Raw genomic sequence first — 11522 nt, 5'->3', positions numbered from 1 at the left:
CTCTTGGCTCCGGAGAGGAATAGTGGCAGATGGCGGCGTAAGCTACTGTGCGGCGGGCAGGGATTCAAGCCCGGCCTGTCCTGCGGGTCGACAAACCCGTTAAAATGACGGTTTTACAACTCCACAATACTGAAGGGGCCCCGATGCGCGTTTCCCAGTTCCCACTGTTCACGCACAAGGAAATACCTGCCGATGCCGAGATTGTTTCCCACCAGCTGATGCTGCGGGCCGGCATGATCCGCAAACTGGCTTCCGGTCTTTACACCTGGATGCCATTCGGTCTGAGGGTGCTGCGCAAGGTGGAAACCGTCGTGCGCGAGGAAATGAATCGTGCCGGGGCGCTGGAACTGATCATGCCGGCGGTCCAGCCGGCCGAACTGTGGCAGGAATCCGGCCGATGGAAGCACTATGGTCCGGAGTTGCTGCGCCTGAAGGACCGCCATGAGCGGGAATTCTGCTTCGGCCCCACTCACGAAGAGGTGATCACCGACATCGCCCGCCGGGAACTCAAGAGCTACCGCCAGCTACCGGTCAACTTCTACCAGATCCAGACCAAGTTCCGCGATGAGATCCGGCCTCGCTTCGGCGTCATGCGGGCGCGGGAATTCCTGATGAAGGACGCCTACTCCTTCCATACCAGCGAAAGCTCCCTCGCCGAGGGCTACCAGGCGATGTTCGAGGCCTATACCCGGATATTCCAGCGCCTGGGGCTCCGCTTTCGCTCCGTGGAGGCCGACAGTGGCAGTATCGGCGGCAGCGTCTCCCGGGAGTTTCACGTCCTGGCCGATTCCGGCGAAGACGAAATTCTCTCTGCCGATCAGGGCGACTACGCGGCCAATACCGAACTGGCCAGCAGCCCCGGCCCCACCATTGAGAAACAGTCTCCGCAGGCAGCAGAGAAGCGCGACACCCCGGATACGGACACGGTGGAGGCGCAGGCGCGCCTGCTGGCATTGCCGCTGGACAGGATCGTCAAGAGTGTCGTCGTCATGGCCGACGATACACCCGCTGTCCTGTTCGTGGCCGGTGATGATGAGTTGAACCTGGTCAAGGCGGCCCGCGCCCTGGGCGCCGAGGACATCCGCCTGGCCACCACCGGGGAAGCCGAATCCGCCACCGGTGTACCCAAGGGCTTCATCGGTCCCATGGGACTGCCCGAAGAGCTCAGGGTACTGGTGGACGAGCGGGCAGCCACGGCCACCAACTTTTCCTCCGGTGCCAATGAGAAGGACCGCCACTGGATCAATCTCAACTGGGACCGGGACGTGGCCCTGCCGGAAGTGGCGGACCTGCGCCTGGCACGGGCGGGTGAACCCGCTCCGGAGGGTCAGGGCAAGCTCTGCTCCAGTCGGGGTATCGAGGTAGGTCACATCTTCCAGCTGGGGCGCAAATACAGCGAGGCCATGAACGCCACGGTGCTGGATGAGTCGGGACGTGATCAGCCGATGTACATGGGCTGCTACGGCATCGGCGTAAGTCGAATCGTGGCCGCCGCCATAGAACAGAACCACGATGAACAGGGCATTATCTGGCCCGCCCCCATCGCTCCCTTCCAACTGGTCATCATCGGGATCGGCATGGATCGCTCCGAGCGCGTCCGCCAGGCGGCCGAGTCCCTGCATGATCAGCTTGAAGCGGCGGGTGTGGAGATCCTGCTGGATGACCGCGATGCCCGCCCCGGGGTGAAGTTTGCCGATGCCGAACTGATTGGCATCCCCCACCGGGTGGTCATCGGTGATCGAGGACTGGACAAGGGCAAACTGGAATACCGGGCGCGGGGGGCCGAGAAGTCCGAGGAATTGGACTATGATGGGGTTGTGGACTCACTGCTGGACATCGTCGGTTGATGAATCCTGTCGCCAAGTTTCTGCTGCCCGCATTGATCTGCCTCGCTGGCCAGACTGCCCTGGCCGATGAAGCAGAGGATTCGGTCGACCCGGACCTTCGGGATGCCCTCAAGGAGGCGGTAGAACAGAGCAACAGCTTCAATGATCGCTTTGAAGCCGAAGTCTGGCTAATGGATATGTCCAGTCGCCTGGAGCGCTGGGTGCCGGATCGGGACAAGCGCCTGCGCATACTCCGAAAGGTCCATGCCGAGGCCCGCATGGCCGATCTGGAGCCGGAGCTGGTACTGGCGGTGATTCACGTGGAGAGCCGCTTTGATCGCTTTGCCATCTCGCGGGTCGGAGCACGCGGCATGATGCAGATCATGCCCTTCTGGCTGGAGGAAATCGGCCGGCCAGAGGACAATTTGTTCGACCTGCAAACCAACCTTCGCTATGGCGTTACCATCCTGCGCTACTACCTGGACAAGGAAAACGGCAATCTGAGCCGAGCCCTTGCCCGCTATAACGGCAGCCTCGGCAGTATGCGCTACCCCAGCCTTGTCTACACGGCCCTGGCCGAGCACTGGTATCGGGATTGAGCTACGAGCTACGAATGCAGCGTGAATGTTGGCTTGTAATTGTCAACTAAGATGTGATCTTGAAGCCGTCGGCGATGTCGCCGACATAATCATCGGTATCGACCGCGTTGACCTCGGCGGCCGGCGGGCCCTTCCAGAGCCAGGATTCCAGCTTCTCCAGCGCATCAGCATCACCATGGGCCACCACTTCGACCCGGCCGTCGGGCAGGTTTCTGGCCCAGCCGGATACGCCCAGGCTATCGGCCTCGGCGCGGGTACTGGCCCGGAAGAACACGCCCTGGACCTTGCCGGACACCAGAAAACGGCGCTTGACAGTCTCGCTCATCATCGACCTCCGTGAAGAAAACCTCCCCGCTCAACCTTTGGAGGATACAAGGCCGACCCGGTTCTGGCCCAGGGCCAGGACAACAGTTCCCCCAAAAGAAAGGGCCCCGTTCGGGGCCCTCTCCGTCTGACGCGTTGTCAGGTTCCGATCAACGATCACCGGACTCGCGCAGATAGCGACGGTCGGAGTCCTCGACCCGGCCAATTTCCCACGCGCCGCGAGTCCGGGCATGCTCAATGGCGTGGTCACGGGCACTCTCGGTCGGGTGCTTGTAGATCGTGAATTCCTGATCCGGGAAGATCAGATCAGCGTCGTCGATCTTGTCGCTGTTGGCGCGATAGATCAGCGGCCACTGGTAGGGGTCGCCATAGACGTCGTCCTTGCCGGAGATGCGCCACAGGCTATCACCGCGACGGACACGATAGCTCATCGTGGCCGCTTCGAGCTCGGACACCAGGGCACGGGCGTGTTCATAGGCATCGCGATAGTTACCGGCATCCTGAGCGTTCCGGGCATCACGCAGACGGCTGCGCTGATCAGCGGTCAGGTTGGTGAAGGTACCGGCCTTGTCCAGATACCCGCCACTCTTCTCGGCGTAGCAATCGTCGATGGTGGACTGGGCGACTTCGGCAGCACGCTCAGCCAGGCGCTGGGCCTCCTCAAATTCCCCGTCAGCTTCGGCTGCTTCAGCACGGCTGAGATAGTCACCGGCATTACCGGTGTCCGTGCAGGGCTCTTCGGCAGCGGCCATAACCGAGCGGGCGTTGTCGATAGCCTGGCGAGCCATGTCACGAGCTTCCTCGTCGATCTCCGGCTCGTCCGGGGCAGTCTGACAACCCACCGCCAGACCAGCGGCGAGCGCCAGGACAATGGCATGTTTACGGGACAGCTTGGTCATGTCGGGCAACTCCTGAGTGCGATTGTTATTCTGTCGGAACAACCTGTTAATGAATTGTATGGTGAAAAGCTAGCACTGTGCATTTTTTCAAGTCAAGAAGAGCGATGCCTTAGGCACCCCGAAGCACGCTTTGTTCAGCCCAATCCTGGCAGCTGCTTGAGCCCAAATCTCCGGGGCAATATTATGCCCTAAATCAGAAACCTAGCAGTGGCATTATGAACGGTCAAGACATTGTTTCATACTATTTTTTTGGGAGTCAGAGAGATGTCGGTAACGATTTACCATAACCCGCGCTGTTCCAAGTCCAGGGCGACGCTGACGCTGATCAAGGAAGCGGGATTCGACCCTGAGATCATCGAATACATGAAGACGCCGCCTGCGGTGGAAACGCTGCGGGAGCTGCTGAAACTTCTGAAAATGGAGCCAGGGCAATTGATCCGCCGCAACGAATCCGTCTTCAAGGAGATGAATCTGGCCTCTGCTGATGAGCAAGCACTGCTTGAGGCCATGAGCCGCGAACCGCGATTGATTCAGCGACCGATTGTCGTCCGCGGTTCCCGGGCAAAGCTTGGGCGGCCACCTGAAGACGTGATGGAGCTGCTGAAGTGAGCCTTCCCGTCCGAATCCTCGTGCTCTATTACAGCCGCCACGGTGCGGTGGCAAACCTGGCCAGGCAGATTGCGCGGGGGGTGGAATCGGTCTCTGGTGCAGAAGCCGTGGTCCGCACGGTTCCGCCGGTGTCACCCAATACCGAAGCCAGCGAACCGGCCGTTCCGCCCCAGGGGCCACCCTACGCCAGCCTGGATGAGCTTGCTCAATGTGACGGCCTGGCCCTGGGCTCGCCCACCCGATTCGGCGCCATGGCCGCCCCGCTAAAATACTTCCTTGACGGCAGCGCCGGGCTTTGGCTGAAGGGTGCCCTGGTGGACAAGCCTGCCTGCGTCTTTACATCCACCGGCAGTCTCCACGGTGGGCAGGAAACCACCCTCACCAGCATGATGCTGCCTCTGCTGCATCACGGCATGGTCATCGCCGGTATCCCCTACACTGAGTCAGCACTGAATGAGACACGCAGTGGTGGCACCCCGTACGGGGCCAGCCATTTCGCGGGTGCCGATGGACAGCAGAGCCAGTCCGCGGAAGAGAGTGAGCTGGCACAGGCTCAGGGAGCCCGACTGGCGCAACTGGCCATCAAGCTCAAGGGAGAGAAACGATCATGATCAGTCTTCGCCGTGCGCGCATGAGCTGCGCCATCAGCGCCCTGCTCGTCTCCCTGACCTGGGGCCTGGGATACGGCCTGTTCCATCCCTCGGAAGAACTGGGGCCCTGGCTGGCCATTGCCGGCAGTCTGCCGCCGCTTCTGTTTGCCGTCGGCGTGTTACAGGGGAAGGTCCTGCCCACTGCCTTGCTGGGCTTCTTCGCCCTGTTCTACATGGCCCATGGCTTTACCGAATTGATGGCCAATCCGGAAGTCCGGGGACTGGCCACGGCATTGTCGCTTTTCTCGCTCGCCCTTTTCCTCACTGCCGGACACAGCCTGCGGGTTCAAAGCCGCCAGCCGAGGGAATAGGCCCCCTCTGTACTGAGGTCCCCTGGCTTCTTACGTCTTTAGGTATCGTCCAGGACCTGGCGCAGGAATGGGATGGTCAGGCCACGCTGGGCGGTGAGGGACAGGTGATCGAGGCGATCCGCCAGCCGGGTCAGGGAATGCATGTCCCGGCGGACACGCCGCATGAGCCAGCGAGCGCTGTCGTCTGGAAGACTCAGACCGCGGCGAGCCAACCGCAACCTGAGTGCCTCGCCGAGATCATCGTCATCCAAAGGCTCAAGGCGATAGACCGGCCCGGCGGCCAGGCGGGAGGCAAGGTCCGGCAAACACAGATCGAGACTGGCCGGGGGCTCGTCCGCCGCGAAAACCAGTTGCCCCCCGGCCTCGCGCATGTCCTCGTAGAGCCGAAACAGGGCCCTTTCCCAGGCCATCTCGCCCGCCACCGACTGAAGGTCGTCCAGGCAAACCACATCAAAGCCGGCCCAACCGGCCAGCAACTCCGGATCCCGCATCTCGGGGCGGGACAGGGGCAGATAGGCAACCTGGCGACCCATGGCGCTGGCGGCGTGGGACACCCCTTGAAGCAGATGGGTCTTGCCTGTGGCCGAGGCCCCGGCCAGGTAGAGATTGCTCTGCCAGCGCCCTTCCGCCAGGGCATTGGCAGTGGCCAGGGCTTCGGCATTGGGCCCGGGAAGAAAATCGTCGAGACGGGTTTCCAGGGACAACTCGATCCCCAGCGGGAGCTGGCCACCACCCAAGGCCAAACCATCCACCATCAGCTTCGGCTCCGACTCGCCTGTCGGAGCTGTCGGATCCAGTCCTGGAGGTAATCCAGGCCGCTGGCAACCACGGACAGCGTTGCAACGGCAACGGCGCCCGCCATCAGCGAGGGGGCCAGTAGCTGCCACTGAGCGTCGGCGATGACCAGCAGCACGAAGCAGATCTGCACCGCCGTATTGATCTTGCTGGTCAAGAAGGGCCGAACCTCGAATTCCGCCAGGCGGTGGCGGTTATACCAGGCACCCAGCACGATCCAGAGATCGCGGACGAACACCAGCGCCACCAGCCACAAGGGCACCAGCCCCTTGTAACCGAGGGTGATGAAAATGGCCGCCATCAGCAACTTGTCCGCAGCGGCGTCGAGCACGGCACCGAGCCGGGATGTCCAGCCAAAACGCTTGGCCAGCCAGCCGTCCACCCCATCGGACACGCCAGCAACGGCAAACAGACAAAGGGTGAGGAAATAGGCCTCGTCCAGCAGAAACAGCACGGTGGGGACAATCAGCACCAGCCGGAAGCTGCTGAGGGCATTGGGCAGCCAGTGCCATTTCATGGGCGCACCCGATAGGTCGGCAGGGCATCACCGGGACGCAGCTCCACCATGGCGTCCCCGCGCCCATCCACCCCGGTGGGGTCAATGCGGACCAGGCGATCACCCAGTTCAATCGCCTGTTCCAGGGACTGACGACCACCACGAGCGTGAATACGAAATACGGCCGTGTCCTCTTCCAGGGATTCCAGACGGACCCGCTCCACGGGGGTCAGCCCTTGCAGATGACGCTCAACCCTGACGTAATCTTCCAGCTCGGCCAACCCCCGAATACGTAGGCGAATTTCATCGTCACTGCCAATATCGCCATCCACGGCAAAGCGCCTGGCGAGGCGATCGGCCAGCTCATGGACACCATCCTCGAGTGCCTCATCTCCGAGCGAGACCCCGCCCTGCCATCGGGTCACGCCATCCGGCTGGTACAGGGCCCAGCGGGAGCGCCAGAGATCACCACCCACATTCTCGACACGACCAATCAGAATGGCATTGGGACTGTACCGCCCGGACGCCTCGAGGATGCGATCATCGAAACCGCCCCAGACATCGGCAAAATCCACGGTTCGGCGGTCTTCCAGGTCCATGATGGGAAACAGCAGGGGCAAGCCCCGGTCATTGGCTGCCTGTACAAGGGCCGGGGCCTCGCGGCCAACATCGCCCTCGGTCAGCAGATCGCGGTCACCCCCGTCCCGGCGGGCAAGCCAGACCAGTACCCGAGGTCGCTCCCGCCCCCACAGCGGCACGCCCTGCTCGCGAACCCGGCGGTCGATACTGTCCGGATCAAAGCGGGCCCAGAGGCTGAACTCACCGTTATCGCCACTTTCGATACGAAAACGCTCCACCAGCTGCTCAAGCTCGTCCACGACGGGTTCCAGCGGCGGATGATCCTTGGGATCTCGAAATCCAGTCACGCGGGACAGGACACGCAGGCCGGCCTCTCGAATCCCGGCCTGGCGACTGGCGTCGCTGCGGTCAGGCACCTCCACCCGTGCCTCATAGAGGGCATCGCCGCTGACCCCCGGTTCGGCCGCGAGGCTGGCCAAGAAGGGTATCCACAGGAGAATGATCAGGAACAGGGCGCCACGCCGGGCAAAAATCGAGCAATTCATCAAGCTGCCAGCCATCCCGCTGAGTTCGTTATCCCCGATGCCCGGCCCATGCCGAGCGTCCACAACACCATGAGCTCGCCCCAGGAACGAGTAATCCGCATCCGGTCCATGCTTTCGTGCTCGTGTACAATACCACAGCCGTCGCGAGGCTCCGACACCGGACTGGCGCGGCACTGGAAACGTCTCCGGCTCCCAAGCCGGAATCCCGCAACCTGCTTCGGAATCTGTCATGAGCAGCAAGGACTCCCTCACCTATCGTGACGCGGGCGTCGATATCGATGCCGGCAATGAACTCGTCCGTCGAATCGGTCCGGCGGTGGCGGCCACCCGCCGGCCTGGCATGATCACCGGCCTGGGCGGCTTCGGTGGTCTGTTCGAGCTTCCCAGTGGCTACCGTCAGCCGGTACTGGTATCGGGTACTGACGGCGTGGGCACCAAATTGCGACTGGCATTGGACCTCAACCGCCATGACACGGTTGGCATCGACCTGGTTGCCATGTGTGTCAACGATATCGTGGTGCTTGGGGCCGAGCCGCTGTTCTTTCTGGATTATTACGCCACCGGCCGCCTGGATGTGGACGTGGCCGCGGATGTGGTCCGCGGCATAGCCCGTGGCTGTGAGCTGGCCGGGGCGGGCCTGATTGGCGGTGAGACCGCTGAAATGCCCGGCATGTACGGAGACGGCGACTACGACCTGGCCGGCTTCACGGTCGGCGTGGTGGAGAAGGACCAGATCATCGACGGCAGCCGCATTGGCGACGGTGACCGGGTCCTGGGCCTGGCCTCCTCCGGGGTGCACTCCAACGGCTATTCCCTGGTGCGCAAGATTCTGGCGCGGGAGAGTGATCCCGACCAGGTCAAGATCGGGGAGCAGAGCCTGAGCGAGGCCTTGCTGGCGCCGACCCGCATCTACGTCAAGTCCCTGCTCGACCTGTTCGAGCAGTGCACCGTCGGCGGAGTCGCCCACATCACCGGCGGTGGCCTGACGGAAAACATCCCGCGGATACTGCCGGAAGGGCTGGGGGTAGAAATCGACCCGCAAAGCTGGTCTCTCCCGCCGCTGTTCCAGTGGCTGCAGGAAAAAGGCGCCGTGGAGACGGCCGAAATGCGGCGCACCTTCAATTGCGGCATCGGCATGGTGGTGATCGTCCCCGAGGCAGAAGCCGAGAAAGCCACAGCCTGTCTCGAAGCAGCGGGTGAAACGGTCTTCAGTATCGGCCGCGTCGGCCGGGGCATTGAGGGCGTCCAATACCGGTGAGTGTCCAGGCAGGCAAAGACTTCCCCGTGGCGGTCATGCTGTCCGGGGCCGGCACCACCCTGGAGGCGATCCTCAAGGCTAACGCCGACGGCCTCTGCAGGGCCAGGCCGACCCTGGTACTCAGTGACCGCCAGAAGGCCCGTGGCCTGAAAGTGGCCCAAGCGGCCGGCATCCCGGCCCGGGCACTGCCACGGCGAGACTTCCAGGACCAGGCCGCCCACGAAGGGGCGCTGGCCGAGGCCATTGATGCCAGCCAGGCTAATTGGGTCGTTCTGGCCGGCTATATGCGAATACTCGGCGGCGACTTCGTCCGCGCCTTCGCGGGGCGAATGCTCAACACCCATCCTTCCCTGCTCCCCGCCCACCGGGGACTCAACACCTACCAGCGGGCACTGGATGCCAATGACACAATGCATGGCTGCAGCGTGCACTTTGTCACCGAAGACCTGGACGGGGGGCCGGTGATTGCCCAGGCCGAGGTGCCCATCCAGCGCCGGGACACCGCGGCGGAACTTGAGCAGCGTACACGGGCCAGAGAACGTAGACTGTATCCCATGGTCCTGGAGCTGGTGGCCGATGGGCGGATCGGACTCGATGGCAGTCAGCCTACGTTTGATGGCAAGGTACTGGAGCGACCACTGCGCCTGCCCTGGAATGGAGAGGAGTTGGAATGAAAAGGATTGTCGGCGTCATCTTGCTGGCCGCCCTGGTGTTGGCGGTGCCCCCCCTCGATGGCAAGGAGCGTGGTTTCACTGCCGAGTACCGGGCCTATTACGGCTCCATGCGCGGTGCCAGCACGGTCTTCACCCTGGAACGCTGGAACGATGATGAATGGCTGTGGCAATCACGCAGCGAACCGGCCGGCGTCGTCTCCATGTTTCGTGATGACATCATTACCGAGCGCTCCCGCTTCCGGGTTGTCGAAAACGGCATTCAAGCGCTGGATTACCGCTATCACCACCGTGAAGGGGGCGACACTCGCCGGCAGCGGCATCTGGCCTTCGACCTGAATGATGGCATCGTCCGTTTCAACGACGATGGTGACCGGGGTGAACTGGAGGTGCCCGCCCACAGCCTGGATCGCTTCCTGGCACAGTACGTGCTGATGCGGTCCCTGGCCAATGATGAGCGGCCCGAAGGCTTCCATATCGTGGACCGCGACCGGCAATTCGAGCAGGCACTGGACTATGCCGGCGAGGAACGCATCCGCACCCGCGCCGGACGCTTCGACACGGTCCGGGTGGACCTCAAGGACGCAGACTCCGAACGTGTTCTCAGCCTCTGGATGGCACCCGAGCTGGACTACCTTCCCGTCAAGCTGGAACAAAGCGAGCCGGGCGAACGCACCGTGCGCATGGAGCTGGAAAGCAGCGATCGCTGATCGCTGCCCCCTCAAGCCCTGGGCAAGGTAACACCCCGCTGCCCCTGGTACTTGCCACCCCGGTCCTTGTAGGACACTTCACAGACTTCATCCGATTCCAGGAAAAGCATCTGGGCCACACCCTCATTGGCGTAGATCTTGGCCGGCAGGGGGGTGGTGTTGGAAAACTCCAGGGTCACATGCCCTTCCCACTCCGGTTCCAAAGGCGTGACATTGACGATGATGCCGCAGCGGGCATAAGTGGACTTGCCCAGGCAGATGGTGAGTACCGAGCGGGGAATCCGAAAATATTCCACCGTGCTGGCCAGGGCAAAGGAGTTGGGCGGAATGATGCAGACATCCGATTCCACATCCACAAAGCTCTTGTCGTCGAAACCCTTGGGGTCAACGATGGCCGAGTTGATATTGGTGAAAACCTTGAAATGCCGGGAGCAGCGAACATCGTAGCCGTAACTGGAGGTGCCGTAGGAAATCAGGCGCTCTCCGTCAGCCCCGGTCTTGATCTGACCCGGTTCGAAGGGCTCGATCATCCCCTCCTGTTCCGCCATCCGCTTGATCCAGCGATCGGATTTGATGCTCACAACGATTTTCTCCCTCGGGTTTGTTGGCTTCGATCCGGCACAGAACCGATCGACGGAATCATACCGGTCAAGTAGCTTGAGTGAACAGTGAACAGTTCCCAGTGAACAGCAAGCCATGCCAACGTGGGATACCTGCCGTTTCCTGATGAATCGTTGCCACAGCGAACCATAAGCTTGCCCGTGCTCCGCCGAAGCGGCACGGCATCTTCACGGGCACTGCCAGCTGTTCACTGGGAACTGTTCACTCCCAACATTTCAGTCATCCACGACTGAAATGTTGGGAAATGCTGCCTCCGCTTCCCCGCCCTGGGTCGCCAGCTCGCGGGCCATGCGGCGGGCCATGTCGCGATAGCGTTGGGCGACGGGGCCCTCCGGGTCCACGACCACCGTGGGGCGGCCGCCGTCGACTTCCTCTCTGATGCGCGGGTCCAAGGGCAGGCTACCCAGCAGGGGCGTTTCGAACTGGGCCGCCAGGCGCTGGCCGCCGCCCTCGCCGAAGATGGACTCCTCATGGCCGCAATTGCTGCAGATATGCACGCCCATGTTTTCCACAATCCCCAGCACCCGGACATCCACCTTCTGGAACATTTTCAGGCCCTTGCGGGCATCCAGCAGGGAAATCTCCTGAGGCGTGGTCACGATCACCGCGCCACTCACCGGGACACGCTG

General features: G+C 62.4%; 15 protein-coding genes. 8 read left to right on the top strand and 7 right to left on the bottom strand.

All coding sequences use genetic code 11. The features are described 5' to 3' along the window. Positions 1–143: 143 nt before the first annotated feature. Both ACJWXQ_RS10625 and ACJWXQ_RS10620 read left to right on the top strand, forming a co-directional pair. Positions 144–1847 carry a proline--tRNA ligase gene (locus ACJWXQ_RS10625; protein WP_406672794.1) on the top strand — a complete coding sequence of 568 codons (1704 nt, stop codon included), beginning with the start codon at positions 144–146 and terminating at the stop codon, positions 1845–1847. Next, positions 1847–2425, top strand: coding sequence for a lytic transglycosylase domain-containing protein (locus ACJWXQ_RS10620; RefSeq protein WP_346050337.1), 579 nt, complete (start codon positions 1847–1849; stop codon positions 2423–2425). The genes ACJWXQ_RS10625 and ACJWXQ_RS10620 overlap by 1 nt, the downstream gene beginning before the upstream one ends. Positions 2426–2471: 46 nt before the next feature. On the opposite strand, the gene ACJWXQ_RS10615 is transcribed toward ACJWXQ_RS10620, so the two are convergent. Both ACJWXQ_RS10615 and ACJWXQ_RS10610 read right to left on the bottom strand, forming a co-directional pair. Continuing rightward, a complete protein-coding gene (locus tag ACJWXQ_RS10615; RefSeq protein ID WP_346050339.1) occupies positions 2472–2750 on the bottom strand; it encodes an acylphosphatase in 279 nt (92 codons plus the stop codon). A 148-nt stretch (positions 2751–2898) separates the two neighbouring features. Then, on the bottom strand, positions 2899–3648 hold the full coding sequence (locus ACJWXQ_RS10610; protein ID WP_346050341.1) for a LysM peptidoglycan-binding domain-containing protein: 750 nt from the start codon (positions 3646–3648) through the stop codon (positions 2899–2901). Positions 3649–3912: 264 nt separating this feature from the next. On the opposite strand from ACJWXQ_RS10610, the gene arsC reads away from it, so the two are divergent. From arsC to ACJWXQ_RS10595, 3 genes are read left to right on the top strand one after another with little or no spacing between them, the layout of a single operon-like run. Next, a complete protein-coding gene (gene arsC / locus ACJWXQ_RS10605) occupies positions 3913–4257 on the top strand; it encodes an arsenate reductase (glutaredoxin) (protein ID WP_346050343.1) in 345 nt (114 codons plus the stop codon). Further along, positions 4254–4868 carry an NAD(P)H:quinone oxidoreductase gene (gene wrbA / locus ACJWXQ_RS10600; RefSeq protein ID WP_346050345.1) on the top strand — a complete coding sequence of 205 codons (615 nt, stop codon included), beginning with the start codon at positions 4254–4256 and terminating at the stop codon, positions 4866–4868. Before arsC ends, wrbA begins: the two co-directional genes overlap by 4 nt. Further along, entirely contained in the window at positions 4865–5218 is a 354-nt protein-coding gene (locus ACJWXQ_RS10595; RefSeq protein WP_406672793.1) for a DUF2069 domain-containing protein, read from the top strand. Before wrbA ends, ACJWXQ_RS10595 begins: the two co-directional genes overlap by 4 nt. A 38-nt stretch (positions 5219–5256) precedes the next feature. Here ACJWXQ_RS10595 and hda read toward each other — a convergent pair whose 3' ends face one another. From hda to ACJWXQ_RS10580, 3 genes are read right to left on the bottom strand one after another with little or no spacing between them, the layout of a single operon-like run. After that, positions 5257–5973, bottom strand: coding sequence for a DnaA regulatory inactivator Hda (hda, locus tag ACJWXQ_RS10590; protein ID WP_346050349.1), 717 nt, complete (start codon positions 5971–5973; stop codon positions 5257–5259). Continuing rightward, on the bottom strand, positions 5973–6530 hold the full coding sequence (locus tag ACJWXQ_RS10585; RefSeq protein WP_346050351.1) for a CDP-alcohol phosphatidyltransferase family protein: 558 nt from the start codon (positions 6528–6530) through the stop codon (positions 5973–5975). Before ACJWXQ_RS10585 ends, hda begins: the two co-directional genes overlap by 1 nt. Continuing rightward, positions 6527–7633, bottom strand: a complete 1107-nt coding sequence (locus ACJWXQ_RS10580) for a DUF2066 domain-containing protein (protein WP_346050353.1) — start codon at positions 7631–7633, stop codon at positions 6527–6529. Before ACJWXQ_RS10580 ends, ACJWXQ_RS10585 begins: the two co-directional genes overlap by 4 nt. Before the next feature lie 229 nt (positions 7634–7862). On the opposite strand from ACJWXQ_RS10580, the gene purM reads away from it, so the two are divergent. From purM to ACJWXQ_RS10565, 3 genes are read left to right on the top strand one after another with little or no spacing between them, the layout of a single operon-like run. After that, positions 7863–8891, top strand: coding sequence for a phosphoribosylformylglycinamidine cyclo-ligase (purM, locus tag ACJWXQ_RS10575; protein WP_346050355.1), 1029 nt, complete (start codon positions 7863–7865; stop codon positions 8889–8891). Then, positions 8888–9565, top strand: coding sequence for a phosphoribosylglycinamide formyltransferase (purN, locus tag ACJWXQ_RS10570; protein ID WP_406672792.1), 678 nt, complete (start codon positions 8888–8890; stop codon positions 9563–9565). Before purM ends, purN begins: the two co-directional genes overlap by 4 nt. Beyond that, positions 9562–10272, top strand: coding sequence for a DUF3108 domain-containing protein (locus ACJWXQ_RS10565; RefSeq protein WP_346050359.1), 711 nt, complete (start codon positions 9562–9564; stop codon positions 10270–10272). The genes purN and ACJWXQ_RS10565 overlap by 4 nt, the downstream gene beginning before the upstream one ends. A gap of 11 nt (positions 10273–10283) precedes the next feature. Here ACJWXQ_RS10565 and dcd read toward each other — a convergent pair whose 3' ends face one another. Together dcd and ACJWXQ_RS10555 are read right to left on the bottom strand one after the other, a co-directional pair. Beyond that, positions 10284–10853 carry a dCTP deaminase gene (gene dcd, locus ACJWXQ_RS10560; protein ID WP_346050361.1) on the bottom strand — a complete coding sequence of 190 codons (570 nt, stop codon included), beginning with the start codon at positions 10851–10853 and terminating at the stop codon, positions 10284–10286. Positions 10854–11108: 255 nt separating this feature from the next. Then, positions 11109–11522, bottom strand: a 414-nt coding sequence (locus tag ACJWXQ_RS10555) for a P-loop NTPase (protein ID WP_406672791.1), incomplete at its 5' end; no start/stop codon positions are given.

This window comes from Natronospira sp., assembly GCF_007134575.1.
Taxonomy (GTDB): Bacteria; Pseudomonadota; Gammaproteobacteria; order Natronospirales; family Natronospiraceae; genus Natronospira; species Natronospira elongata.
This window is presented reverse-complemented; position numbering and strand designations above follow the sequence as displayed.